At 31.8% G+C, this 26,369-nt stretch carries 24 protein-coding genes; 16 read left to right on the top strand and 8 right to left on the bottom strand.

The window, feature by feature from the left end; genetic code table 11:
- Positions 1 to 60: 60 nt before the first annotated feature.
- Positions 61 to 1,398 (bottom strand): aspartate aminotransferase family protein, encoded by a 1,338-nt coding sequence (locus ACM591_RS03090; protein ID WP_038679154.1) that lies wholly within the window; start codon positions 1,396 to 1,398, stop codon positions 61 to 63.
- 503 nt (positions 1,399 to 1,901) lie between these two features.
- On the opposite strand from ACM591_RS03090, the gene ACM591_RS03095 reads away from it, so the two are divergent.
- The 8 genes from ACM591_RS03095 to ACM591_RS03130 all read left to right on the top strand — a co-directional run bounded on the left by ACM591_RS03095 (position 1,902) and on the right by ACM591_RS03130 (position 10,530).
- On the top strand, positions 1,902 to 2,618 hold the full coding sequence (locus ACM591_RS03095; RefSeq protein ID WP_029378222.1) for a D-ribitol-5-phosphate cytidylyltransferase: 717 nt from the start codon (positions 1,902 to 1,904) through the stop codon (positions 2,616 to 2,618).
- A complete protein-coding gene (locus ACM591_RS03100; protein ID WP_029378223.1) occupies positions 2,611 to 3,639 on the top strand; it encodes an alcohol dehydrogenase catalytic domain-containing protein in 1,029 nt (342 codons plus the stop codon). Before ACM591_RS03095 ends, ACM591_RS03100 begins: the two co-directional genes overlap by 8 nt.
- A gap of 68 nt (positions 3,640 to 3,707) precedes the next feature.
- Positions 3,708 to 5,396 carry a teichoic acid ribitol-phosphate polymerase TarL gene (tarL, locus tag ACM591_RS03105; RefSeq protein WP_038679152.1) on the top strand — a complete coding sequence of 563 codons (1,689 nt, stop codon included), beginning with the start codon at positions 3,708 to 3,710 and terminating at the stop codon, positions 5,394 to 5,396.
- A 148-nt stretch (positions 5,397 to 5,544) separates the two neighbouring features.
- Positions 5,545 to 7,269: a glycosyltransferase family 2 protein gene (locus tag ACM591_RS03110; protein ID WP_058626030.1), complete on the top strand. Its 1,725-nt coding sequence runs from the start codon at positions 5,545 to 5,547 to the stop codon at positions 7,267 to 7,269.
- 488 nt (positions 7,270 to 7,757) lie between these two features.
- A complete protein-coding gene (locus ACM591_RS03115) occupies positions 7,758 to 8,342 on the top strand; it encodes an MptD family putative ECF transporter S component (RefSeq protein ID WP_225489467.1) in 585 nt (194 codons plus the stop codon).
- Between the two features lies 1 nt (position 8,343).
- Positions 8,344 to 9,063, top strand: a complete 720-nt coding sequence (locus tag ACM591_RS03120) for an energy-coupling factor transporter transmembrane component T (RefSeq protein WP_029378227.1) — start codon at positions 8,344 to 8,346, stop codon at positions 9,061 to 9,063.
- A 9-nt stretch (positions 9,064 to 9,072) separates the two neighbouring features.
- Positions 9,073 to 9,678: an ABC transporter ATP-binding protein gene (locus ACM591_RS03125; protein WP_326026669.1), complete on the top strand. Its 606-nt coding sequence runs from the start codon at positions 9,073 to 9,075 to the stop codon at positions 9,676 to 9,678.
- A complete protein-coding gene (locus ACM591_RS03130; protein WP_326026668.1) occupies positions 9,679 to 10,530 on the top strand; it encodes an ATP-binding cassette domain-containing protein in 852 nt (283 codons plus the stop codon). It begins immediately after the preceding gene.
- A gap of 75 nt (positions 10,531 to 10,605) precedes the next feature.
- Here the strand turns inward: ACM591_RS03130 and ACM591_RS03135 are convergent, their stop codons facing one another.
- Both ACM591_RS03135 and ACM591_RS03140 read right to left on the bottom strand, forming a co-directional pair.
- The gene (locus tag ACM591_RS03135) at positions 10,606 to 12,690 is read right to left on the bottom strand and encodes a helix-turn-helix domain-containing protein (RefSeq protein WP_418354420.1); all 2,085 of its coding nucleotides are present in this window, start codon (positions 12,688 to 12,690) and stop codon (positions 10,606 to 10,608) included.
- A gap of 728 nt (positions 12,691 to 13,418) precedes the next feature.
- Positions 13,419 to 13,682 carry a hypothetical protein gene (locus ACM591_RS03140; protein ID WP_029378230.1) on the bottom strand — a complete coding sequence of 88 codons (264 nt, stop codon included), beginning with the start codon at positions 13,680 to 13,682 and terminating at the stop codon, positions 13,419 to 13,421.
- A 270-nt stretch (positions 13,683 to 13,952) separates the two neighbouring features.
- On the opposite strand from ACM591_RS03140, the gene ACM591_RS03145 reads away from it, so the two are divergent.
- Positions 13,953 to 14,630, top strand: a complete 678-nt coding sequence (locus ACM591_RS03145; protein WP_029378231.1) for a haloacid dehalogenase type II — start codon at positions 13,953 to 13,955, stop codon at positions 14,628 to 14,630.
- Between the two features lie 163 nt (positions 14,631 to 14,793).
- Here the strand turns inward: ACM591_RS03145 and ACM591_RS03150 are convergent, their stop codons facing one another.
- Together ACM591_RS03150 and ACM591_RS03155 are read right to left on the bottom strand one after the other, a co-directional pair.
- The gene (locus ACM591_RS03150) at positions 14,794 to 15,978 is read right to left on the bottom strand and encodes an ArgE/DapE family deacylase (protein WP_326026667.1); all 1,185 of its coding nucleotides are present in this window, start codon (positions 15,976 to 15,978) and stop codon (positions 14,794 to 14,796) included.
- 190 nt (positions 15,979 to 16,168) lie between these two features.
- Positions 16,169 to 16,669: a GNAT family N-acetyltransferase gene (locus ACM591_RS03155; protein WP_042362023.1), complete on the bottom strand. Its 501-nt coding sequence runs from the start codon at positions 16,667 to 16,669 to the stop codon at positions 16,169 to 16,171.
- A gap of 203 nt (positions 16,670 to 16,872) precedes the next feature.
- On the opposite strand from ACM591_RS03155, the gene srtA reads away from it, so the two are divergent.
- Positions 16,873 to 17,472 (top strand): class A sortase SrtA, encoded by a 600-nt coding sequence (gene srtA, locus ACM591_RS03160; RefSeq protein WP_029378234.1) that lies wholly within the window; start codon positions 16,873 to 16,875, stop codon positions 17,470 to 17,472.
- 55 nt (positions 17,473 to 17,527) lie between these two features.
- Here srtA and ACM591_RS03165 read toward each other — a convergent pair whose 3' ends face one another.
- A complete protein-coding gene (locus ACM591_RS03165) occupies positions 17,528 to 18,196 on the bottom strand; it encodes an N-acetylmannosamine-6-phosphate 2-epimerase (protein WP_135059155.1) in 669 nt (222 codons plus the stop codon).
- A gap of 165 nt (positions 18,197 to 18,361) precedes the next feature.
- On the opposite strand from ACM591_RS03165, the gene ACM591_RS03170 reads away from it, so the two are divergent.
- Complete coding sequence (locus tag ACM591_RS03170; protein ID WP_029378236.1) at positions 18,362 to 19,159, top strand: MurR/RpiR family transcriptional regulator; 798 nt, start codon at positions 18,362 to 18,364, stop codon at positions 19,157 to 19,159.
- 176 nt (positions 19,160 to 19,335) lie between these two features.
- Here the strand turns inward: ACM591_RS03170 and ACM591_RS03175 are convergent, their stop codons facing one another.
- Complete coding sequence (locus tag ACM591_RS03175) at positions 19,336 to 20,211, bottom strand: ROK family protein (RefSeq protein ID WP_326026666.1); 876 nt, start codon at positions 20,209 to 20,211, stop codon at positions 19,336 to 19,338.
- Between the two features lie 254 nt (positions 20,212 to 20,465).
- Here ACM591_RS03175 and ACM591_RS03180 point away from each other — a divergent pair, with 254 nt between their 5' ends.
- From ACM591_RS03180 to ACM591_RS03200, 5 genes are all read left to right on the top strand, one after another.
- Complete coding sequence (locus tag ACM591_RS03180) at positions 20,466 to 21,347, top strand: N-acetylneuraminate lyase (protein WP_029378238.1); 882 nt, start codon at positions 20,466 to 20,468, stop codon at positions 21,345 to 21,347.
- Between the two features lie 25 nt (positions 21,348 to 21,372).
- A complete protein-coding gene (locus ACM591_RS03185; RefSeq protein WP_418354421.1) occupies positions 21,373 to 22,908 on the top strand; it encodes a sodium:solute symporter in 1,536 nt (511 codons plus the stop codon).
- Positions 22,909 to 23,017: 109 nt separating this feature from the next.
- A complete protein-coding gene (locus tag ACM591_RS03190; RefSeq protein ID WP_029378240.1) occupies positions 23,018 to 23,542 on the top strand; it encodes an NAD(P)H-dependent oxidoreductase in 525 nt (174 codons plus the stop codon).
- Between the two features lie 242 nt (positions 23,543 to 23,784).
- Positions 23,785 to 24,591, top strand: coding sequence for a Cof-type HAD-IIB family hydrolase (locus ACM591_RS03195; protein WP_029378241.1), 807 nt, complete (start codon positions 23,785 to 23,787; stop codon positions 24,589 to 24,591).
- A gap of 115 nt (positions 24,592 to 24,706) precedes the next feature.
- Positions 24,707 to 25,366, top strand: a complete 660-nt coding sequence (locus tag ACM591_RS03200) for an NAD(P)H-dependent oxidoreductase (protein ID WP_029378242.1) — start codon at positions 24,707 to 24,709, stop codon at positions 25,364 to 25,366.
- A 74-nt stretch (positions 25,367 to 25,440) separates the two neighbouring features.
- Here the strand turns inward: ACM591_RS03200 and ACM591_RS03205 are convergent, their stop codons facing one another.
- Entirely contained in the window at positions 25,441 to 26,250 is an 810-nt protein-coding gene (locus tag ACM591_RS03205; protein ID WP_081225128.1) for a VOC family protein, read from the bottom strand.
- Positions 26,251 to 26,369 lie beyond the last annotated feature (119 nt).

Genomic DNA, 26,369 nt, shown 5'->3' on the forward strand with positions numbered 1-26,369 from the left:
GGATAGATATCAGTTTGAGATATCTACCCGTTTTTTTACAAAATATTTAAGTGAGTTGTATTACCAACCTTGACCTGCTATATCGTAGTTTTCTAATTGACCTGTTTCAAAGTCTTGAATTGCAGCCTCTAACACGTTTAAAGCAGTGTTTAACTGGTCATAAGTTATGACTAATGGTGGTTGGAAACGCAGTACATTACCAGCAACAGCAATGATAACGACACCATTATCAAAACAGCGATTACAAATCTTTAAAGCAGCTTCAGGATCTCGCACTTTTTTGACTTTATCTGACACAATATCGATACCGATAGAGAGCCCTTTACCTCTGACATTTCCGACAGAGTTATATTTTTCAGGCCATTGATCTAGACGTTCACGAACGTAATGTCCTTTATCAGTGCTAGCTTGTAAGAGCTCTTGATCTTCAATCATAGAAATTGTAGCTAATGCAGCTTCACAACTTACTGGATTGGCACCAGTAGTAAATAAGTGAGCAGGAGCATCTAAATAGTTCATAATTTCTGAACGCCCAACAATGGCGGACATTGGCAGACCACCTGCTAGTGATTTACCAAATGTAATAAGATCAGGTTCAATATTATAATGCGATACGGAACTCCAACAACCTGTTCGTCCTAGCCCTTGCTGGATATCGTCCACAGCCAACAATATACCGTGTGTTCGGCATAAGTCTTGTAAGGCTTCAAAGTAACCATCTACGGGTTCAAGTAAGCCACCGTCGCCTTGGATGGTTTCAATCATGATACAAGCTACTTCATCGGCTGGTACGTACTTTTCGAACATTTCTTTAAGAGGAGCAAGATATTCTTCAACCGTATTTGGATTTTGCTGCTCAAACATACCTCGATAATTATCTGGAAAAGGAATGTGATAGAAACCTGGTAGCATTGGGCCATAATGTTTACGCATATTTAAGCTAATGGCAGACATAGAAAGTGATCCGTATGTAGAACCATGATAAGCATTAATAAAACTAATAATATAAGGTCTTCCTGTATAAGCGCGAGCTAGTTTGACGATACCGTCATTTGCATCTGAGCCCGAAAGTCCAAACAGTGCACGCTTCTCATATGAACCTGGTGCAATTTCACATATCTTTTTCGCTAATTTGACTAAAGGTTCATGATACATGTATGCAGGCGTGTAATGTATGAATTGATCAACTTGTGCTTTGATAGCATCGGTAACCTGTTTAGGTGCATGACCAACATTTTGAGAACTTGCACTTGATAGCAGGTCGATATAGGTTTTACCTTCAACGTCTACTAGCGTTGCACCATAGCCATGTGAGATAGCTAATGGGTAATATTTAATTCTTCCTGGCTTGGCAAAGTATTTACTATCTTCATTAATAAGTTGTTCTGATTTGTTCATAATTGATGCGCCTCCCATAATTTAGCGTAGGATGTATCGACATGTATAAAGTTATTGTGAGCTATGTATCGTCAGCTTACATACATCCTAAAAAATAGTAAAAGTAGTCTTTATACTCATGGTGAAAAAGTCACGTTAATAATAGCTAATAAGTCGAATATACTAAGAAAATTTAGAATTGTAAATATATTCTGAAAAATTAAGGTTGAATAACGCTTTTTTAGTGTAAATTAACTATTATATTAAGTGAATGTGCTCTATTTTAATTGATTTTAAGTTGAATATAATAATAATATATATCGGACGAGGTAATATGATGCTATTAAAAATATAAAAACAGTTATAAGTAGAAATGAATGATGAAAATTGGTATATTGTGCTTAAGAAATAATGTTTCTCTCTATAACATAAAAATACGAATCTTTAAAATATTTATCGAATGGTGGAAAGTTAAAATTAAAAAATAAATTATAAAATTCAAAGGTATGTAGGAGGAAAAATATATGATATATGCTGGTATATTAGCAGGCGGTATTGGTTCTAGAATGGGAAATGTGCCTTTACCAAAACAATTTTTAGATTTAGATGGTAAGCCTATATTGGTTCATACGGTTGAAAAGTTCTTGCTCACAAATGAATTTGACAAAATATTTATTGCGACGCCACAAAAGTGGATTTCGCATACGAAGGATACGTTGCGTAAACATCAAATTAATGATGAAAGAATCGAAGTGGTACAAGGGGGTTCAGATCGTAATGAAACGATTATGAATATTATAAATGAAGCTGAAAAAGCACACCCTATTACTGATGAAGATGTAATCGTTACACACGACGCGGTTAGACCATTTTTAACGCACCGAATCATTAAAGAAAATATTGAAAGTGTGTTAGCACACGGTGCTGTCGATACTGTAATAACTGCAACTGACACTATTATCACCTCTAATGATGGAGAACAAATACAGTCTATCCCGATTAGAAGTGAAATGTATCAAGGTCAAACACCACAATCATTCAATATAAATTTATTGAGAAATAGCTATAATGCATTATCTGTAGAAGAGAAAGAAATAATGACAGATGCCTGCAAAATTCTTGTGGTAGCTAATAAAAAAGTGAAATTAGTGATGGGAGAATTGTATAATATTAAAATTACGACACCTTATGATCTTAAAGTAGCGAACTCTATCATTAAAGGTGGGATGTTGAGTGATTAACCAAGTTTATCAACTGGTAGCGCCTAGACAATTTGAAGTAACATACAATAATGAAAATATTAAAAGTGATAAGGTCGTTGTAAGACCATTATATTTATCAATTTGTGCGGCGGATCAAAGATATTATACGGGTAGTAGAAATGAACAAGTACTTAAGAAAAAATTGCCGATGTCCTTAGTTCATGAAGGCGTCGGAGAAGTTGTTTATGATAACAAAGGCGTATTTAAGTCGGGGACAAGAGTTATTATGGTACCGAATACCCCCGTAGAAACAGATGAAGTCATAGCAGAAAACTATTTACCAAGTAGTAAGTTTAGATCTAGTGGCTATGATGGTTTTATGCAAGATTATGTTTTTATGGATCATGATCGTGTTGTAGAAATTGATGATAGTATTGAAGATCTAAGTACAATTGCATATTCTGAATTGGTAAGTGTGAGTTGGCATGCAATTCAAAGATTTGAACGTAAATCTAATGCAAATAAAAATAGCTTTGGTATTTGGGGAGATGGCAATTTAGGATATATTACTGCAATTTTATTAAATAAACTATATCCAAATGCATCAATTTATATCTTTGGAAAAACAGATTATAAATTAAGTCATTTTTCTTTCGCAAATGAAATATATCATATACATGAAGTACCTGAAGGGGTTACTTTTGACCATGCATTTGAGTGTGTAGGTGGGAAAGGTAGCCAGTCCGCAGTAAACCAAATCATTGATTTGATTTCACCAGAAGGCACAGTTAGCTTGTTAGGTGTAAGTGAATATCCTGTTGAAGTTAATACAAGATTAGTGTTAGAGAAAGGTTTAACGATGTTTGGAAGCAGTAGAAGTGGTGCGCAAGACTTTAAAGATATTGCGAAATTCTATAAAGATCATCCAGATGTTGTAGAAAAATTAGCACTACTAAAAGGCAATGAATTTGATGTTAGAACTATTAATGACGCAGTCAATGCATTTGAAACAGATTTATCGACTTCATGGGGCAAGACTGTAATTAAATGGACGATGTAAACTTTTAATCAATAAGCAATCATATTTTGAAATAATGTTATGAACAGGATAAAGAGAGGGTTTTTAAATTGAGTAAAGCTAAAATAATAATTGATAATATTTATTGGGAACGTATTCAATTATTTATTTCAGGTCATGTTGAGGATATAGAATTGAACAAGAAGTGTTTTGTTCTACGTAATTTAACTGAGACCAAAGAATTGAAAGCAAACGATGTGAAAATTAATGGAAATCAATTCGTAGCACGTTTTAATGTGGCAATATTAGATGACGGAAATTATCTACCTTCAGGTGAATATTTAATTGTATATAAAGGTGACTTTGATTATATAGCTAATATTAATGCATCATTGTTAGAACCAATACAGTATACGTTAGAGGAAGAAGAACTGGAGCAATATTACGAGATAGCAACTCAAAATGGGAAGAATAATTTTCTATTAGAACATTTTATGTACACATTTAAAAAAGGTGGCAACTCTAATAAAACAGAGTATATTGTGAAACCTATGATATCCAGTGAAGTTAATGAGTTTGTGCTAAATATTTTATTTAAAGCACCAACACCTAAGTTGAATCCTCTTAAACAAAAGATTGCAAATTTGAAATTAAAGTATAATCGTTATTCATATAATGTGCGTAATTTTGTCTTCCAAATGATATTTAATACGACAAAATTTTTCCATTTGAAAAAGGGCAATACTGTACTGTTCACGTCTGACTCAAGAGCTGAAATGTCAGGGAACTTTGAATATGTTTATAAGGAGATGTTACGCCAAAATTTAGATGGAAAATATAACATTCATGCATTGTTTAAATCTAATATTTCGGCACGTCGCAATTTTATAGATAAATTTAAATTTCCATATTTATTAGGTAAAGCAGATTATATATTTGTTGATGATTTTCATCCATTACTCTATACAGTGAAATTCAGAAAAAGTCAGGAAATTATTCAAGTATGGCATGCGGTTGGTGCTTTCAAAACAGTTGGTTATAGTCGAGCTGGAAAAAAAGGTGGACCATTCTTTAATTCTGTAAATCATAGAAATTATACCAAGGCCTTTGTGTCTTCAGAAACAGATATACCATTTTACGGTGAAGCCTTTGGTATTAAAGAACAAAATATAATTCCAACTGGTGTCCCTAGAACAGATATCTTATTTGATGAGGCGTATGAACAACAAGTTACAGCAGAAATGGAGACGGCACTACCAATTATTAAAGATAAGAAAGTGATTTTATTTGCGCCTACATTTAGGGGTAATGGACATCATACGGCGCATTATCCATTCTTTAAAATTGATTTTGCTAGATTTGCACGATATTGTCGTGAAAATAATGCAGTAGTTTTATTTAAAATGCATCCATTTGTGAAGAATAGATTAAATATTCCTAGAGAATATGAGCAATACTTTGTGGATGTTTCTGATTTTAGAGAAGTTAATGATATTTTATTTGTTACGGATATTCTAATTAGTGATTATTCATCACTTGTTTATGAATTTGCAGTATTTAAACGACCAATGATTTTTTATGCATTTGACCTTGAAGATTATATTACATCGCGTGATTTTTATGAGCCATATGAAACCTTTGTGCCAGGGAAAATTGTAGAGTCATTTAATGATTTAATAGCAGCGCTAGATAACGAAGACTTTGAAGTAGAGAAAGTAGAGCCATTCTTAGATAAGCACTTTAAATATCAAGATGGTCGTTCGAGTGAACGTTTAGTAAGAAACGTATTTGGAAGCTAAGAAAAACTGAAAATAAAAAATTATGATGAGCTGAAACAATAACTTATAAATTGAAGGTAAGATAACGAATCTATTCATAGATTAGGTATCATTAAACTAACTATGTGTTATTAGTATTTCAGCTCATTTTTATAAGGTGGATAAATCAATGAAATTTTCAATCATAGTACCAAGTTACAATTCTGAAAAGTATGTAGGTGAACTATTGAATAGTTTACAGAATCAAAAATATGATAAGAAAGACTTTGAAGTTCTACTGATAGATGATTGTTCTACAGATAACACTTTAGAGGTAGTAGCGTCTTATAAAAATAAATTGAATTTAACTGTAAAACAACTTGAAGCCAATTCGGGTGGGCCTGGAAAGCCTAGGAATACAGCTCTAAATATGGCTCAAGGAGAGTATGTGTTCTTTGTAGATTCAGATGATTACATTCATCCAGATACATTGAATGATGTGTCAAAATTTGTTGAAGGTAATCAAGCTGATGTAGTTCTAGTTAAAATGGAGGGTGTAAATGGTCGTGGCGTTCCCAAATCTATGTTTAAAGAAACAAACGATGATGTCACATTAGCTAATTCACGTATTATTTATACATTAAGCCCCACTAAGTTTTATCGTACATCATTACTACGAGATAATCATATTGAGTTTCCAGAAGATTTACGTAGTGCAGAGGATCAACTGTTTACAATGAAAGCATACGTTAACGCAAAGAAAATAGCTGTATTGGCAGATAAAACGTACTATTATGCTACTAAGCGAGAAGGGGAACATATGAGCTCGGCATATGTGTCGCCGAAAGATTTTTATAAAGTTATGGGATTAATTACAGAAGAAATTTTGAATAGCCATTTAGAGAATAGACATGAAATATTAGGATATTTTTTAGATCGCCATTTTTCATTTTCAAGAACAAATAATTTCTCACTTAAAATAGCAGATGATAAAAAAGAAGCTTGGATGGATGCGTTAGGTGACTTTATACAAAAAGTACCTACCGAAGTAGATGATATCGTGAGAGATTCACTGAAACCATTGTTATATTATGCGCGCAAAAAAGATATGAAACATTATCAAATTGTTGAAGAAAGCTTTAATAATGGTCAGTTTTATAATTTCAGTGCGCAACAAGGTGTACTGCAAATTCAATTTGATCGTGAAGAACCTTACTTTATATTCAATAAATTAATGAAACCTGATATAAGAATGACGCAGTTTAAATTTAATGAACAAGGTTTTGAATTGGAGTTAGAATTTTTAAGTTCAATCATCAACCCTAATCATGTGGCTTCTATGATACAACTAAAGTTAGTATCACGTAATAAAAAAGAATTGATTTATATACCTTTAGCTATTAATGATCAAACACGTTTTAAATTTAATGCTTCTATGAAGGATATTATGCCATATTTAATTAAAGAAAAAGTTTGGGATGCGTTTTTAGAGATGAGAGTAGATAATATGAGTGTTGAAAAACGTATTGGCGGTAAACGCTTAAAGTATCCATATGGTAAAGAAACGAGTACGATTGCTTTACTAAATGACAATTATTACCGTTTTACTCCGTACTTCACAAAAGATTTCGACAACCTATCATTTTATGTAACTCAAAACCAATTAAACGATATGATTGAAGTTACGATAAAAGATAGTAAAACGATTCAACTTAGTAGTTTAGAATTTAACTATATTTTGTCCGAAGGTTTAACAACTGTATTACTGCCAGATACATTTATGTATGGCTACATGACTGCTCATCAATCTGAAGAGAAAATGACTTATAATATAGCGCTTAACGATAAAATTAAAGCTAAAAATTTTAAAAATAATTTCACTTTGGAATCACAATATTTTAATTTAAGATATTAATCAGTATAATTTAATAAAAAGCGATATAACGATAAATGCTAAGATCATAAATGTTTATCGTTATAGTGAGCTACCTTGTGGGTAGGAATATGAAATCAATTTTCTAATTTGGTTTCTATCCTACCCCTTAATATTAATATAGCAGTGATGACTAAGAATCAGAGCTATATTTTGCTTTATATATAAGTGTGATGTTATAGAAAGTTCAATAATCTATTGTATACTTTATAAACAATTAGAGACCTATAAACCGATGTCATTGATAATAATTTTCAATTATAGTATCTTTGAAATAAACGTATTTTTAATAGGGATATAAAGCATAAGTTAAGTTGTATATTAACATTTTAGTTTCATAATGAGATATGGCAAGTGAGTTAGCTCTTGTATTCTTTTTCTAGTGACGGCATGGGATGGTAAAAGAGGTTATTTAAATATAATTTTCTGAGTCATCCCAATTTTAGTTTTATGTGAAGAGGGAGTTACTGATGAAAAAAAGTAAAATAGATATTAAAGATTTAATAAATATAGGTATCTTTACGGCGATATATTTTATATTTATAGCACCACCAGGTATTTTAGGCATAATCCCAATATTTATGTTATTACTTCCTGCTATGATAGGCTTGATAGGTGGTATACCGATTATGTTACTTATTACGAAAACGCAAAAGTTTGGCGCACTATCGATTTGTGGCATTGTAGTAAGTTTGATATTAGCAATTATGGGTCATCCTTGGATGGCATTAATTTTAAGTGTACCAATTGTTATATTAGCAGACGCTATTATGGCGATAGGTCATTATAAAAGTTGGAAATTAAATGGTGTGGGTTATATTATCTTCTCGTTTTGGCCAATAGGCAATTTATTACCATTTTATTTTATGAGACAGTCATATCTAGCCTTTATACAAGAGAAATACGGTTCAGAGTACGAAGCTACGGTAGCTGCATTATTTTCAATCGAGATGATTCCTGTCATAATTGTTACAACAATTATTGGAGCGCTGATAGGTGTTTATATCGCTAAAGGTATATTGAAGAAACATTTTAAGCGTGCAGGTATGATTTAGTATGAATAACAAAGTAAAAAATCAAAGTCATATATTTAATTTAGATCCTAGAGTGAAGCTAGGAGTCATGATAATCGTTTCACTTATTTCATTAACTGGTGGTGTAACAGGAAATGAAATTTTCTTAAGACTACTTGTAATGTTAATACCATCTTTATTGGTTCTACTCATTGGTAAACATCTGCTTGGATGGCTATGCATCATTGTTACAATTAGCGCATGGTATGGCGAAGCGTTTGTTACATTTAATCAAAGTCAAATAGCTACTTTACTCATCTTTGTCCCTTCAGGCGTAATTACTCGTTTTTTACCTTCACTCGTAATGGGTTATTACCTTTTTAAGACAACTCAAGTTGAAGAGCTTATTGAGGGTTTAGAAAGTCTGAAAATACCAAGAAAAATTACGATTCCTCTGGCTGTAATGTTTAGATTTTTACCAACGATTCAGTCAGAATCAGCGTCGATTAAAGATGCAATGAAGATGAGAGGTATTTCATTGCGTTTTGCGTTTAAAAAACCACTGCAGTATTTCGAATACCGTGTTGTTCCATTGTTAAATAGCGTCGTAAAAATTGGGAATGAATTGACTATTGCATCGATTACCCGTGGTTTGAATTTAATACATAAAAGAACATCTATTGTAATGCTAAAAATGCGTTGGATAGATTGGTTATTTATCAGCATGATACTGATTTTATGTGTAACTTATTATATAGTGTGAGGTTAAAATATGATTCGAATTGAGGATATGTCGTTTAATTATGAAAATGGAGAAAAGGTGCTAAATAATATTAATCTTACTATTAATAGGGGTGAGGTTATTTGTTTAACAGGAGCATCAGGATGTGGAAAAACTACAGTGACACGCATTCTAAATGGTACTGTACCACATCTATATCATGGTAATATTGAGGGGACTTTTCAAGTCAATGGAAAGGATATACGTCAGCAATCGATTTATGAGATTTCCAAGATAAGTGGCTCAGTTTTTCAAAATCCTCGTTCACAATTTTTTTGTTTGAATACAACGAGTGAGTTAGCATTTGAACCGGAAAACTACGGTGTTAATCCACAACGTATCGAAGCTAATATTAACCATAGTGCTGAAGTACTGAAGGTGAACCATTTATTAGATAGAGATATATTCAACCTGTCCGGTGGGGAGAAACAACTTATCGCTTGTACCGCAATACAAGTAAGTGGACACGAAATTATCATTTTAGATGAGCCTTCATCTAACTTGGACTTTACTACAATCACTAAATTACGTCAGTTGTTGGAGCAGTGGAAAAGTGAAGGTAAAACAATTATCATTGCTGAACATCGTTTGCATTAATTGATAGATGTCGTCGACCGTTTTGTAGTGATGAAATATGGTGAGATTGGTGAAATTTACGATAATGGCTCATTCAACGCATTAACGCATGACAATTTAACGCTTTTAGGATTAAGATTGATACATTTAGATGATATGAAACCTAAAGGTTTAAATTACAACAATAGCGAAGAAAAATTAACATTACATAATTTTATTTTTAATTATAAAGCTAAGGAATCATATGCACTTAATATTTCTAAAGTCGAACTACCACAAGGCAAAGTAACAGCTATTATAGGCTCTAACGGTTCCGGGAAATCGACGTTTGCTCGATGTCTAACCGGTGTAGAACGTAAATTTAAAGGACATATCGATATAAATAATAGGATATTAAAACGCAATCAAAGGTTAGATCATGTGTATATGGTTTTTCAAGATGTGAATAATCAATTATTTGCTGAAAGTGTTGCTGAGGAATTACGTTTAAGTAATAATAACTTAAATGATGCATCGGTTCAATCACGCTTAGAACAGTATGGAATATCAAAACATGTTGATAGGCACCCGTTGTCACTTTCAGGTGGAGAAAAGCAGCGCTTAGCTATTGCTAGTGCTGTAGAAACTAAACGAGAGGTTCTTATTTTTGATGAACCCTCTAGTGGATTAGATGGTCAACGTATGCGTGAAATAAGTGGAATCCTTAATCGTTTAGCTAATCAAGGGCACACAGTATTAGTTATTACACATGATTATGAATTATTGATGGCATGTGCAGACGAAGTATTACATCTTGAAAAGGGATGTATTAAAGATCAATACCCATTGGATAATGAACATTTAAGAAAGTTACAGAACTTTTTTGAAATTTAAATATTACAGTAATTGTTCAAATTAAAAATAAGGCTAAAAACAAATGGTGAATTTGTTTTTGGCCTTATTTTGTTATTAACTCATGGCGATCATAATATATTGAATAGACGATTGAGATAGTTTATAAATCAAAGGTTCTTTATAGTAATGTAAACTCAATTTCGATAGTGGATAATTAGCGCTATTGATTTGTTCTATACAGCTTAAATCAAAAAGTTTCTGATCTATATTTGAAGGTATCAAATTTGTAATCATTCCATGATCTTTATTTAAAAGTCTTGAGAACACTGGAAATGATTTGATGAAATGATGATTTACTTTAACGATACAAGACGTTTTTTCTATGTTACTAAATAATAAAATATGATAATGGCAATTTGTTTTACATATAATTGCGTTAGGCAGTAAGGCGACTTGTTGTTTGAAAAAAACCTTTAAAAAGCTATAAATATGAACAATCGGCATTGGACAATGAAACTTATTAAACAGCATAATTCTATCATTATCGTCGGTATAGTAAGGGTAACCCAAACCACAGATACTTTGATTTAATTCAACTAAAAAACGCGTTAATAAAATGTGTGTCTGTTGGCTAGATGTGTTGTAGTAATCTTGTAAGGATTTATGAGTCAAATGAGTTAAAATTAATTTATTTGCATGCTCAATACCTAATTGGCTAATAAATATTAAGAGTACTTGTTTTAAATTATAGTTTTTTTGTGACTTTACTAGCTTAGGTGCCATTAATCTATAAAATCTATTCAAATCTAAATCAATATAGTAAAAATCTGCTTTAATCGAAGTGATATGATGTAGCATTTGAGGTAAAGTATTTTTACTTTTAATTATGCAATCAATCGTCGTACCAATTTTAATAATCGGGTACTTGAGATGGACTTTTTCAATAAAATTTGAAAGCTCATTAAAACCATTATAAGAAAACTCGAATTGTAATGTTATTTGAGCTGAATTAGTGGCTAATTCAGTTAGTAATTTAGCCACTGAAAATTTTTGAGTTTGACGTAAAGATAGGTTAGTTATTTTAATAGTCAACTGATGACCCTTTAGCATTAATTGTTTAATTGTATGTATGATTTGTTGAGCACTTAATGCATTTAATTGCTTCAAATGAGTATCTAATACACAAAAGTTTATTTTTGAAAACATCGTCGTAGAATCATTGCCCACTATATGAGATTCATAAAAATGATTCAAGGTATATATATCATCTAATTGAATAAGTGTAGTCATGGGTTTGAAGCAATTATTAAATGACAGTTTTGAAAGGTTTAATGAATAATCAGAGTTATTTGTGTGCATAGTTGGTTCTTGGATGCTATTCAAGTAATTCTTTGAAGTTACGTTATTCGAAACTAATTTATATGGCGATTTATAATGACCCTTTTTAAATAAAAAAATATACTTTTTAGGTGGCATATGGATGTAATATTTAAAATGTTTAGAATAAGTTGTTACATTCAAAAAGCGATATTTAATAGCGACTTCATAGATACTTTTATTATCTTGAATAAGGTCATATAGGGATAAAGCAACTCTTAATGAAGTCGTATAATGTTTAAAATTTATGTTGATATTACTAGAAAATAGTATGGATATATACGACTGTGAAATATAAAACGTTTGAGATAAATGCTTTGTGTTTAATGTCTCGCATATATTTTCGTGAATGTATTTCGTAATACGACCTACTAATGGGTGTTTAGTATTTAAATAAGGTATGTAGATGTTATTTAACATTACCCGTGCTTCTCTTAATAAGAATTCAATAATACTAGATATATACATATTCATACTGAACTCATCTTGGATGGGCTGGTGTATGCTTTCTAGAACTAAGTTCCTAAATTGTTCTACAAATTGAATACGGTTAAAATCGAAATATGATTTTGAAATATTGGTATCTTTTTCAATAAAAAGTGGTAAAGGGATTTTTAACTCTAATAGCTCTTGAACATCTAACATTTGATATAAATCTGCATTATTAACAATTATGCCATCAGTGACTGTAATAGTTGTTCCATTTAAATTGATCTTACAGGGTTTGTTTAATGGGAGCAGTATAACAATTTCATTGATGCATCTTGTTAATTCAGATGTATAATGATTCCTAATAGATAGCGTACTAATCAAAAATATCACCTTTATCTAGATATGAGTCTTTTACCTTGTAGTAGTATGCCTATTGTACAACTCTATACTTTAAAAAAGGTAGACAACTAATAACATTAATAAAATGAATGCTTAGATTAATAAAATGTCATTGTGAAAAGAAGCTAAGGGTATATTTGTTAATAAAATTTTAGTGATATAGTAAAAAAATAAATAGTTATATTGATATATGCTATATAACAGAGTATGAAAGTTTATAAAAGTGAGTAAAAAAATATTTTGTAAAGAGAGTAATACGATCACAAAGGATGTTAAATTGTTATGCTTTTAGTAAAAAGGTTTGAATTTCATAATTAAACTAGGGGGATAAAGGTTAAAAAGAAGGGGATAAAATAATAACTTCACTAAAGTTGATAAGAAGGCAGAATATGAATAAGATCTAAAGCTACTGCCTGAAAGTAACTTTAGATCTTATTTTTTCAAGTAGCAATAATCTACTTGATTAGAATGTTGTGATATATCATGTCTTAAAATGGGTGCATAAAGTCTAATTCTGGGAATGGAATATAACTATGATGATAAATGGCACGTTACTACCTTATGATATATTAGACATTCTATATTAATATTATATAAACAAAATCAAAACCTTGCAATATAAAATTAAATAGTTTTTGAATAGAAGTAGTTAAAAATAATTGAACATAATTAGATACTGCTACCAATTTATTATTTAGAGACGTACTAGTCAAAGTAAGCTATCTGTTTTGTTTATAAAGATCGATTGCTTTGTATAAAAATATTAATACAGAGATAAAGAAAAACAAAGTAAATAAACCGTTAAATATCTCGTTGCTAAATAGACTAACAACTGTTGCACTACTTAGTGTATTTAAAAATAGTGAACCGGTTGTTTCGATTTCAAATAAATCAAATGAAAATAAAACTAATGTGATTAGTAACATGTAACCTACTGCAATAAGAAATAGGTTTAACAAATCAACAAAAAATAATTTTCGCATCACAACCAGCCTCCTCCCTTAGTTCTCTATATCCCATTTGGAAGTAATTAATCTTAAGTATTTGTAATTTTACTTTTAAATAATAGTTTGTCGAATGATTTGTTATTTTCATATTTTGTCTTTAGTAGACGCAAAAGTTTATAAAATAAATAGGAAAAGTAAAATTAATTATTAAATATTAATTGAAATTAAGTTAAAACTGTTTCAACTTAGTCTAAACGTGCTAAACAGTAGGTAAGTCTGATTTTTATCAAGAAAGGGAGGTTATATATGTATAAAGCTATTATTTTTGATGTTTATGGTACAATATTTGATATGAAATCGCTAAAAAACGATATGGATCAATTCAACGAAGTAGAAGCAAAATCCATTTCGCAACTTTGGCGTAAAACTCAGTTAGAGCATATGTTTTTAAGACAAGTGATGCAAAGATATATTCCTTTTGATGAATTGACTAAAGAATCACTGCGGTATGTATTAGATGTTCATGAAATTCAATACAATAGAGAAGATGTAAATCAACTCTTTGAAGCATTTTTAGATTTAGATTATTTTAAAGAAATTCCAAAAGTGCTGTCGGAGTTAAATTCGAAAAACTTAGAAGTTGGTGTATTATCAAATGCTAATGACAATATGTTAATGCCTTTAGTCGACAATTCCGAAATTAATAAGTATATAAATACGGTTATCAGTGTTAATGAGATAAAGCAATATAAGCCTAGTCCTGCTAGCTATTCCTTAATACTGAAATATTATCAAATGGCGCGTGAAGATATTCTATTTGTTTCCTCAAATGCATGGGATGTTTCAGGTGCAGCTAATTTTGGATTTGATACAGTATGGGTAAATCGTAGTAAATCACATTTTGACTATAACGGACAATCTCCAACTATGACAGTAAATAATTTAAATGAAATGGTTAAATGGTTAGAAATGAATAAAAGATAAGGCTTTAATAGTTAAATGAGTACTTAAAAGTACAACTGACTTTTATAAAAATAGGGGCGGGAAGACGTAATCAAAATTTATGATTCGTTTTCCCGCCCCGAACAAGGCTAAGTAGATTGTAATACTAATAATGTTTCGTGTTTAATAAATTTGAACTCAAACATTATTTAGATTGATTTAGATGCTCTGTATTTAGATGCTCTGTTAATAATTGAATGTACAAATCAATGAATGTAAGATATACATCTTTATATACGTATTCATCGACTTGGTGTGCCTGTCCTGTTTCACCTGGACCATACATGACAAATGAGAAATCTTCATCTTTGTCTTTCATTAAATAAGAAGCATCTGTAGTTGCAGTAGAAGAAGTTACTTCTAAATTTCTGTTGAAATATTCGTCGCCTAAAGATTTAGCCAATTTTAAAAATGAGTTATCGCCTGTAGTGTAAACAGGGTCACGATTAACATAAGGATTTACAGTAATGTCTCCGTTACTTTCTTTTTCAATTTTTTCTTTAATACGATTGAATAGTTCTTCGAATTTTTTATTATCAAATTGTGGAATAGTACGCATATTAAATAGCGACTCAGCGTATTCAGGAATAGAGTTAACTTGGTCTCCGCCATTTATAATTGTTGAATTCATCGTAGGAGTGCCTAATAACTCACTACTTGCGTCCACTTTGTTATATTCTTTATTTAAATAATGAATGAAATCAACTAAAGGATTAATTGCATTAAAGCCTAGCTCAGGCATGGAACTATGTGACGATTTCCCTTTAGAAGTAACTTGTATGTCCATCGTACCTTTGTGTGTATAGACAATGCCATCTTGAGATGGTTCTGCAATTAATAATGCGTCTATATCGTCCATGTAGCCTTTTTCATGTAACAAGGCGGCTCCATTACTTGTGACTTCTTCACCAGCTGTAGCCATAAAGCGAATAGACCCCTGCTTCAATAGACCTGCTTCTTTAATTTCAATTAAACTAATTGCTAACGCTACAAGTCCGGATTTCATGTCTGCTGAACCACGGCCGTGTAATCTTCCTTGATCATCTTCAGTTAATTTGAAAGGATCATAATGCCATTTATCGCTATCACCTGTTGTTACGACGTCCATATGTCCTGAAACGCCGACTACAGGTTTACCGTTTCCGATTTCTGCAATAAGGTTAGCACGGGAAGATTCACCATCCAACGTTAGAATTTCTGTATGAATATCATGTTTTTTAAAAAGTTGTTGCAAATAATGAGCAACATCAAGTTCTTTTTCATTTACAGACTGAATTTCAATAACATCTGATAATATTTTCACACGCTCATCTTTTGAAAATACTGCCATATAAACACTTCCTTCAAAATAAATCAATACATTATAATTAATACCACTAAGTCTTAATAACAAAACAAATTAATAATTTACGGCTAAGAGAACGAAATCTATACGAAGAAATTATGTTTAAATCTCGTTCCTAATTTCAGTTTGAAATTATAGAAGTATTGATTTTTGAAAAACATGTTTTAGTTATATATTATTTGTCAAAATTATTTAAATCTAATTGGTAAAATGCAAGATCTAGCCATTTATCGAATTTATAACCTACTTGTTGTATTGTACCTGAATGTGTGAAATTGAATTTTTTATGTAAATAAATACTGTAATCATTTGTAGCATCTATACCAGCAACTAATGTTTTATAGCCACTTCTTTGTGCATGATGGATGATTTCAAGTAATAATTTCGAAGCGATGCCTTTTCCTCTGTGATACTTACTTACATAAATTGAGTGTTCAATAGAATATTGGTAAGCTGGCCAGTCCCTAAATGAACCATAAGTTGCAAAGGCAATAGCTTCGTCATGTTCCACATAAACTAAAATAGGCTCGTTATTCTTTGATTTATTTTCAAACCAAGCCTCGCGCGATTCAAGTGTCTGCGGATTGTAAGTATATACGGCTGTGGTATTTAAAATGGCATCATTGTAAATGTCTAATATATTTGGTAAATCTGATTTAACTGCTTGTCTTATCATAAAAATCCCCCCACGATCTTTTATATTATGTCATATGTTTATTTAACACTTATTTTATGCAAGGTGCAATTTTTTGTTATGAAAATTAACGTGGATATATACATGCTTTTAATGATTTTATATTAATAAATATAATTAATGAATTGTGCTATACTTGATACGACTTTTAAATATGAAATTGCTCAAAAGGAGAAACAAAAAAGATGAAGAAATGGACTAATCACCTGATTACTGTGGTAGGTATATTACTTATTTTAGCGGCGATTTACCTTTTTGCGAAACCACATATCGATGATTATTTAACAAAGAAAGATGATGCAACAAAGATAGAAACTTATGATAAAGATACTTTGAAAAATAAAAATCAAGAAGTTGAAATTCCTAAAGATAAAACGAAAATGGCTGGCTATTTATCAATACCAGATGCAGATATTAAAACGCCAGTCTATCCAGGACCTGCTACACCGGAACAACTCAATAGAGGGGTCAGCTTTGCTGAGGCTGATGAATCATTAGAAGATCAAAACATCTCGATTGCTGGCCATACCTATACAGGAGGTTCAGATTATCAATTTTCAAACTTACCAGAGGCAAAAGTAGGCAGTAAAGTGTATTTTAAAACAGGAAATAAGAAAAATGAGTATAGAATTGTTAAAATCTTTGACGTAAAACCAGAAGACGTAGAAGTGCTTGAAGAACAACAATCGGCTAAACAGCAGCTTACATTAATAACGTGTGACAACTATAACGAACAAACGAATCAATGGGAAGACCGTAAAATATTTATTGCTGAAGCGGTATAATAATAAAATTAAAGTAGCTGAGACATTCATCAATAATGTCTCAGCTACTTTAATTTTATGTGTTTAAAACGTTAATAAATCGTTTGGTAATATCCTTAGGGCGTGTAATGGCACCACCAACAACAGTACAATGTACACCTAAATCTGTCACAGTTTTAAACATTTCAGGAGTGACGACATTGCCTTCAGCTATGACTTTCGCATCGACATGTGCCAATACATCTTTTAGAAATTGGAAGTTATTTTCATATAAAATATGACCTTTAGTATATGACGTATAACCGTGTAAAGTAGTGCCAATATAATCAAAACCAAGTTTATCAGCATTAATTGCTTCATCTAGTGTTGAAATGTCTGCCATAATTTCAATATGAGGTGCTTTTACTCGAACATAGGATACAAGCGATTTTAATGATTCTTTAGGACGTGTTTGTTTGGTAGCATCTAAAGCAATGACTTCACATTGACTTTCAATTAATTCATCAATTTCTTTACTGGTTGCAGTAATGAATACATCAGAATAATCGTAATCTCGTTTGACGATACCAATTACAGGTATATTAATCTCTTGCTTAATCGCTATAATATCTTCTTTAGAATTTGCTCTAATACCAACAGCGCCGCCTTCATAAGCTGCTAACGCCATTTTTGACATGATAAATGACGAGTGTAGCGGTTCATCAGGTAATGCTTGGCATGACACAATTAATCCTTGTGGTAACATAATATACACTCCATAACTTTGATAAATTTAATAATTCATTAAACTCCTTTAGATTTGTAATTTTAATATAACATTGAGAAAATAATAATCAATACATTTAATTGTTATGAAAAATATTTTCATTTATACTGAGATTATATTCATAGATTGAAGAGGAGGATCTAGATGAAATTTGAAAACCGTGTACAACGCTATCGTCACTTATTTACGAAAACAGACAAACAAATAGTTGAATACATTCAAAGTAATCAATTTGATGATGCTTTTTCGACGATTAATTCATTGGCGCATGCTATAGGTACGTCACCAGCAACTATTACGCGCTTTAGTAATAAATTAGATTATGATAACTTCCAAGACTTGAAGTTTAATTTACAACAAGAAATGACAGACAATGTTATAGAAAATAGTCCACTTATCCAACGTATTCATAAGTATCATCAAGATATTATTCAACAGACAGGCGAGTTTATTTCGGATGAAAAAATTCAAAGGCTGGTAAATCAAATTATGCGTAGTCGACAAATTATTTATGCAGGACTAGGGAGTTCTGGCTTATCCGCGACTGAATTTTATTATCGTATGATGCGTATGGGATTAAAAGGGAATGTATCAACAGATGCACATCAAATGAAAATTTTTGCATCGCTATTAACGGCCTCTGATACATTTGTAGCTATTTCAAATAGTGGGGAAACTACTGAACTTATTGCAGCAGCAGAAGTAGCTCATGAACGTGGGGCATTTGTTGTCGCAATTACAAATTACGAGGGTAGTGCGTTAACACAATGTGCAGATTTAGTATTAATTACGACAGATCAGTCTAGAATAAATGATACAAGATTTATTAATACACAAATAGCAACGCTTTTCTTAATTGATATTGTAAGTTATTTGCTATTAGATGATGATTATATGCAAAATGTCTATCAGCATACAAAAAAAATTATATTAAATGAGTAGCTTTCAACTATGTAACTTTAATAAGTGTTCCGTAAAGTAAGAATGTACATAAACATGGATTGAAAGCGTACTTGTACCTATTAGTACTCATGAAAATTATGGATGCGAAACGTTAACTTCAATTGGAAATGAAATTTAGACTTGTTTCGCATCCACAATCAAATTTAGAATGATGATTATAAAAATCTAGATATTGCGCCATATAACGAGGCGTGATTTTGGGTTTGAGTAGTTTGTACTGGAGCGTGACCATAATTGGACGGTAAGAATTCTTCGAGTTTAGGCGTGATATATTTTAGTAATTTCTCGCCTTGAGAAGATATACCGCCACCAATTAAAATTAACCCTGGATCGTAAACGATTTGAATTTGTGCAATGCCTTCTGCGACATGCGTACTCCACCTATCTAGAATGGAGATTGCTAATGCATCTTGTTGCTCAGCTAATTCAAATAGTTTGGGTACATCGTCTGAATAAGCTAATGCATGTGTTTTCATTAGAAACTTTAACGCATTAGTTGAAGCACGTTGCTCAAACGTTAATCTATCCTGTTGTTTGTATAATAAATAACCGATCTCGTTGGCTCTATTTCGCTCACCATTGTATAAATGACCAACTTTATTATAAAAAGCTCCTCCTATACCTGTCCCCAATGTAAGGCAAAAAATATTATCTGCTTCATAATCATGTAAAGTAAGCTCCCCTAATAACGCCGCATTCACATCATTAAACACTTTTACTTCTGCATTTAATGGTGAAAGTAATTTATGAAAGTTTGTGCCAATAAAGTTTGGAATCGTAGGACCCGCATAAACCACAGTTCCTTCTTCTTCATTGATGACACCCGCACTAGAAATGCCCACTTGCAAAGGATGTATCATATAAGTTTCTTTAAAATGAGACACAAGCTCAAAGATTGCATCAGCAATAAATTCATTGATGTTATTTGGTGTAGGTATTCTTTGATAATTTATGAAATTTAAATTTTCATCTAGTACAGCCGCTTTAATATCAGTACCTCCGATATCAATTGCTACTTTATAATTAGTCATAATTCATACCTCCATTCAGTATACTTATATTAATGTGTAGCATTTTTTAATTTAAAAGTTTAGTTATAATAATCTTGAAAAATATTTTCATCAATATTCATAATAAGTGATTAATATTTTCAAAATGCTATTGCTACTATTAATGGTAGCGTTTACAATTTGAACTGTAAATAGAAAAGCTTTATATCCTTAATTAAAATTAATTGTAATTTTAAGGATTAAAAAATATATGAACATAAGATGGAGGGAAATTTATGGAAGAGAAATTTAAAGGATTATATGCAGCATTATTAGTTCCGTTTGATGAACATGGGGAAGTGAAAGAAGATGGCCTAAAACAAATTGCTAAGAATGCAATTGAAACTGAGGGTTTAGATGGTTTATATGTGAACGGTAGTTCAGGAGAAAACTTTTTACTAAGCAAGGAGCAAAAGAAGCAAGTATTCAAAGTTGCCAAAGAAGCGGTTAATGACGATGTAACAATGATTGCACAAGTAGGATCCTTAGATTTAAATGAAGCAATTGAATTAGGGAAATACGCTACACAACTAGGTTATGATGCTATTTCTGCGGTGACACCATTTTATTATCCATTTACCTTCGAAGAAATCAAAGATTACTATTTTGAGCTAATTGAAGCGACACAAAATAACTTGATTATTTATGCAATTCCTGACCTTACAGGTGTCAATATTTCTATTGAACAATTTGCTGAACTCTTTAATCATGAACAAGTAATTGGTGTTAAATACACTGCTCCAAACTTCTTCTTATTAGAACGTATACGTAAAGCTTTTCCTGATAAATTAATACTTTCTGGATTTGATGAAATGCTTGTACAGGCTGCGATTTCAGGTGTAGATGGAGCCATCGGTTCTACGTATAACGTAAATGGTAAACGTGCAAGACAAATATTTGAAAAAGCCCAATGTGGTCAAATTGATGAGGCTTATCAAATTCAGCATGATACAAATGACATTATTGAAACAGTTCTATCTATGGGGATATATTCTACATTAAAAGAAATTTTAACAACACGTGGTATTGATGGTGGTTTACCGAAACGTCCATTTAAACCATTTAATGAAGAGAACAGAAGTAAATTAGCAAAGTTAATCAAAGACTATAACTTATAAGACATCACGTTAGGGGTTGAAGTAAATGCAGCAAGTAGGGTTTGGTGCTTGGAACTGGGTAGCAGTTATTGCTTACCTTGTCGTTATGTTATTAATTGGAGCTTATTTTACGAAACGCGCGAGTCAAAATACAGATAGTTTTTTTACTGCAAGTGGTAGATTACCGTCTTGGGCAGTAGTCTTTTCTATTTATGCTACAACATTAAGTGCAATTACGTTTATGTCTACACCTGAAAAGGCATTTTTGACTGACTGGTCATATATAGCAGGTAATATAGCAATTGTCGCTATTATTCCAGTACTCATTTATTTCTATGTACCATTCTTCAAAAAGTTAAAAGTGACATCGGCATATGAATATTTAGAAGCGAGATTTGGACCTAGTGTCCGTGTTATTGGGTCATTACTTTTTGTATTCTTTCATTTAGGAAGAGTAGCTATTGTAATTTATTTACCGACGCTTGCAATTACAGCAGTATCTGATTTGAATCCATATGTCGTTGCAAGTTTAGTAGGTATTTTATGTATATTATATACATTCTTGGGTGGTTTTGAAGGAGTTGTATGGAGTGATTTTATCCAAGGGGTCATTTTGTTAGGTGGCGCAGCAGCTATTATTATCTTAGGCGTCATGCATATTCAAGGCGGCATGGGTACGGTTGTATCCGATGCACTTGAACATAAAAAGTTCATTAGCGTAGATAATTGGAAACTTAACAGTGCAGCGGCAGCAATTCCAATTATTTTTCTTGGTAATATTTTCAATAATTTACATCAGTACACAGCGAGCCAGGATGTTGTGCAACGTTATCAGGCATCTGAATCTATGAAGGAAACGAAAAAATCATTATGGATGAATGGTGTATTAGCATTAATATCAGCACCTTTATTTTATGGTATGGGAACCATGTTATATTCTTTCTATAACCATGAAAGTTCATTGCCTGAAGGATTTAATACATCTTCAATCGTTCCGTATTTTATTCTTACTGAAATGCCACCATTTATTGCTGGTCTATTAATTGCAGCGATATTTGCTGCAGCACAGTCTACAATTTCATCAAGTTTAAACTCAATTTCAGCTTGTTTATCGGTAGATATCAAACATAGATTCTTTGGTAAAGGCGCAGAAAAAGATGAAGTAAGAACTGCGAGATGGATAATTATTATTTCAGGATTATTTGGATTTGGCATGTCTATTTATTTAATAGCTTCTGATTCAAATGATCTATGGGATTTATTCTTATTAATTACAGGCCTTGTGGGCGTGCCATTAGCAGGTGTGTTTGCTGTAGGGATCTTTACAAGAAGAACAAATACATTTGGTGTTATAGCGGGATTAATATTGGGAATTATTTTTGCATATATCTTTAATGGTATGGGTGGTGGCAACTCACCATTCTTTGTATCGATTATTTCATTTGGTGTTGCATTTATTTGTTCTTACATTATTAGTATCATTATACCTGGTAAACAAAAAGACATTAAAGGCTTAACGATATTTGATATTAAAGAAAGCACCAATTATATTGCGAAGATTCATGACAAAAAAGAAAAATAGTTTAATGTCACGGTGGATGAGTTATTTTCTTAGGCATATCAGTTTCTTTTTAAACGAGGGAAGTTTAATATAAAGCTATTAAATTAGTAATGAAGCGAGGAATGAACTTATGTCTACACTAGTTGTAGTTGCGCATCCAGACATTAACAATTCAACTGTTAATAAGGCATGGAGAGATGAATTGTCTCAACATGAGGAATTGGTAACTGTTCACGAAATTTATCCAGAATACCCTCATGGTCAGATTGATATTGGAAAGGAACAAAAATTGCTTGAAGCACATGATCATATTATTTTTCAATATCCGCTATATTGGTACAACTGTCCACCATTATTAAAGCAATATTTAGATGAAGTGTTTACTCATGGCTGGGCATATGGTTCACAAGGAAATGCGTTAGAAGGAAAGAAAATTGGATTAGCGATATCTATCGGAAGTGTACCTGAAGCTTATACTCTTGAAGGTAACGTTCAGTTTACAATAGATGAGTTAGTTAGTCCGATGATTGCGACAACACGTTTTGTAAAAGCAAATTATGTAGGGGCACATAAATTATATAGTGCATTTACGATTACACCGAGTCAATTAGCAGAAAACACACAATCATATTTAGAATTCATTAAACAAATATAAAATAATTGAGCCTGCGACTAAAACATGTCGTAGGCTCAAATTTGATTTTAATAGTAACTAAATTTATAAGTTTATAAATAATATTACGTAAGCAAAAACTATAAGGACATTGTTGAATTTGAATGAATTATTTTAATTACATTACTAATATTTATAAAGTACATAGGTTTACTTTGAAACAATGAATATTGCCGATATAATGAAAGGGCGTACATATAAATTGGAAGATTTGAGGGGACAATATGATAAAAGCAATTGCAGTTGATATGGATGGTACATTTTTAAATTCAAACAAGACGTATGACGAGCATAGATTTGATATGATATTTCAGCAACTTAAAGCTCAAAATATTAAATTTATAGCAGCAAGTGGTAATCAATATGCAAAATTAAAATCTATATTTGGCGAACGTGATATGTTCTTTGTAGCTGAAAACGGTGCTGTCATTTATGAAGGGAATACTTTATACGACTATCAAGCGTTTGATAGAGATTTTTACCAAGAAATGATTGACTATTTAAATATTGAACGTGAAATTGATAATTTAATTGTATGTGGTCTAAATAGTGCTTATATTTTAAAAGATAATACAGATGCCTTTAAAAAAGACGCTCACTTCTACTATCGCGAACTAAAAGAGATAGATACTTTTCAAGATTTACCAGAAGATGAATATGTGAAAATTGCACTTAACATTAATAGAGAATCTCACCCTACACTAGATGAAGATTTAAGTATAAGATTCAACGAAAATTTAAAGTTAGTGTCTAGTGGCCGTGATAGTATAGATTTAATTATTCCAGGCATGACTAAAGGCAGTGCTTTAGAAAGACTTTTAAAGCATTGGCAATTAGCTGCAGAAGATTTGATGGCTTTTGGTGATGCTAATAATGATTTAGACATGTTGCAATTAGCCAAACATAGTTATGTCATGGCAAATAGTGAAGATGAAACATTATTTAAAATAGCTAATTATGTAGCGCCGTCTCATGATGAACAGGGCGTGTTAACAACGATTGAGGAAAAAGTACTTCAGTCATTAAATTAAGGATGGATGAAGCTTTCGTAACTTGTTGTGAATTTTATAAACATATCGTTTTAATAAGATATGAAATTTGACTATACTAAAAAGTACTTAAATTGAAAGGTAGGGTATAAAAGTTATGGATCAAATGCAACAAACGCTGCTAAATGCTTTTAATTTTAGACATGCAACAAAACGTTTTGATGCTAATAAAAAAATTTCAGATAGTGATTTTAATACTATTTTAGAAACGGGGAGATTGTCTCCGAGCTCATTAGGATTAGAGCCGTGGAAATTTGTAGTAGTTCAAAACCGTGAAATAAGGGATGAACTTAAAAAAATTAGTTGGGGAGCACAAGGTCAATTAGATACGGCAAGTCATTTTGTTTTGATTTTGGCACGTAAAAATGTGACTTCACAATCACCATATGTGCAACATATGATCCGAAACATTAAACAATATAGTGAAGAGAGTATTCCTGCTACAGAACAAAAATTTGATGATTTCCAAACTGGTTTTCATATAAATGATACGCCACAGTCATTACTAGATTGGGCGAGAAAGCAAACTTATATTGCCCTTGGTAATATGATGACAAGTGCGGCATTACTTAATATAGATTCTTGTCCAATAGAAGGATTTGATTTAGATGCTGTCACAGCTTATTTATCAGAAAAAGGTATTGTTGATTCTGAAAATTTTGCCCCTTCAGTTATGGTAGCTTTTGGATATAGAGAAACTGAGCCTAAAGCTAAAGTACGTCAACCACAAACTGATGTCGTGGAATGGTTAGAATAATTAATAAATAAGGAGTAGGACAGTAATTTTGAATTTGAATTACTGTCCTACTCCTTATCTGTTACCAAAGTAATTTAAATTTTATCTGCTACAAAGCTTTCATGGCTGTGTATGATAATTTCAAAACCCTCTGGTCCCTCAAAGTGTGCTCTATCTGCATTTGGTTTGTAAATTGACACTTTTGCTAAACCAAGGCTGCTGTCATTGTCTTGGCGTACGATATTGGATTGCCATGTGTTAATAGCGATGTGATGATGGTAATAATTCGTAGACATGAAAAGTGCTTGAGGAAAATCAGAGATATGCTCAAGCCCTAGCTTATTTAAATAAAAATCTTGTGATGTCTCTAAATTGGCTGCTTTCAAATGTAAGTGGCCAATTTTCGCACCGTCAGGCATGTCTTGCCAACCAGCTTTACTACGTTGTGCCACTAAGTCATCGACATCTACTGCCAGTGTATCCATATTAACTTTATTATCTTCCCATAGCCAATTCTCTTTAGGGCGATCAGCATAAATCTCAATGCCATTACCTTCAGGGTCATCGAAATACAACGCTTCACTTACAAGGTGGTCTCCACCACCAATTTGTACGCCTAAACTTGCGGCATGATATAAAAAGTTACCTAAATCTTGTCTATTAGGCAGTAACAAAGCGATATGAAATAGCCCAGATTCTCTTATAGAAGGACGTCTACCATCTTTGACTTCTTGTAAAGTTAAGGTATGTCCGCCACTTCCTATATTGAAAGTAACGTCTCTATTAGACTCTGACTTTATAGATAAGCCTAAAATTTGTGTGTAGAAAGTTGTCATTTTTGCTAAATCAGCAACATTTAAAGTGATACTAGTGACTTGAATGGATTGATTATCATGAAAAGACATTGTCAAACTCCTTATAGCTTACTTGTATTTTTTATGATTACAAGCATTACTTTAGTATAAAAAGTATACCTAGTCAATGGAATGAGCTTATAATGATGATACTTTTTTAATTAGTATAT

The organism is Staphylococcus sp. Ze2 (genome assembly GCF_048568365.1).
Lineage (GTDB): Bacteria > Bacillota > Bacilli > Staphylococcales > Staphylococcaceae > Staphylococcus > Staphylococcus xylosus.

Coding starts and splice junctions, on each gene's coding strand:
- ACM591_RS03090 (WP_038679154.1), bottom strand. CDS start 1,398: ATGAACAAATCAGAACAACTTATTAATGAAGATAGTAAATACTTTGCC.
- ACM591_RS03095 (WP_029378222.1), top strand. CDS start 1,902: ATGATATATGCTGGTATATTAGCAGGCGGTATTGGTTCTAGAATGGGA.
- ACM591_RS03110 (WP_058626030.1), top strand. CDS start 5,545: ATGAAATTTTCAATCATAGTACCAAGTTACAATTCTGAAAAGTATGTA.
- ACM591_RS03115 (WP_225489467.1), top strand. CDS start 7,758: ATGAAAAAAAGTAAAATAGATATTAAAGATTTAATAAATATAGGTATC.
- ACM591_RS03120 (WP_029378227.1), top strand. CDS start 8,344: ATGAATAACAAAGTAAAAAATCAAAGTCATATATTTAATTTAGATCCT.
- ACM591_RS03125 (WP_326026669.1), top strand. CDS start 9,073: ATGATTCGAATTGAGGATATGTCGTTTAATTATGAAAATGGAGAAAAG.
- ACM591_RS03140 (WP_029378230.1), bottom strand. CDS start 13,682: ATGCGAAAATTATTTTTTGTTGATTTGTTAAACCTATTTCTTATTGCA.
- ACM591_RS03145 (WP_029378231.1), top strand. CDS start 13,953: ATGTATAAAGCTATTATTTTTGATGTTTATGGTACAATATTTGATATG.
- ACM591_RS03150 (WP_326026667.1), bottom strand. CDS start 15,978: ATGGCAGTATTTTCAAAAGATGAGCGTGTGAAAATATTATCAGATGTT.
- ACM591_RS03155 (WP_042362023.1), bottom strand. CDS start 16,669: ATGATAAGACAAGCAGTTAAATCAGATTTACCAAATATATTAGACATT.
- srtA (WP_029378234.1), top strand. CDS start 16,873: ATGAAGAAATGGACTAATCACCTGATTACTGTGGTAGGTATATTACTT.
- ACM591_RS03165 (WP_135059155.1), bottom strand. CDS start 18,196: ATGTTACCACAAGGATTAATTGTGTCATGCCAAGCATTACCTGATGAA.
- ACM591_RS03170 (WP_029378236.1), top strand. CDS start 18,362: ATGAAATTTGAAAACCGTGTACAACGCTATCGTCACTTATTTACGAAA.
- ACM591_RS03175 (WP_326026666.1), bottom strand. CDS start 20,211: ATGACTAATTATAAAGTAGCAATTGATATCGGAGGTACTGATATTAAA.
- ACM591_RS03180 (WP_029378238.1), top strand. CDS start 20,466: ATGGAAGAGAAATTTAAAGGATTATATGCAGCATTATTAGTTCCGTTT.
- ACM591_RS03185 (WP_418354421.1), top strand. CDS start 21,373: ATGCAGCAAGTAGGGTTTGGTGCTTGGAACTGGGTAGCAGTTATTGCT.
- ACM591_RS03190 (WP_029378240.1), top strand. CDS start 23,018: ATGTCTACACTAGTTGTAGTTGCGCATCCAGACATTAACAATTCAACT.
- ACM591_RS03195 (WP_029378241.1), top strand. CDS start 23,785: ATGATAAAAGCAATTGCAGTTGATATGGATGGTACATTTTTAAATTCA.
- ACM591_RS03200 (WP_029378242.1), top strand. CDS start 24,707: ATGGATCAAATGCAACAAACGCTGCTAAATGCTTTTAATTTTAGACAT.
- ACM591_RS03205 (WP_081225128.1), bottom strand. CDS start 26,250: ATGTCTTTTCATGATAATCAATCCATTCAAGTCACTAGTATCACTTTA.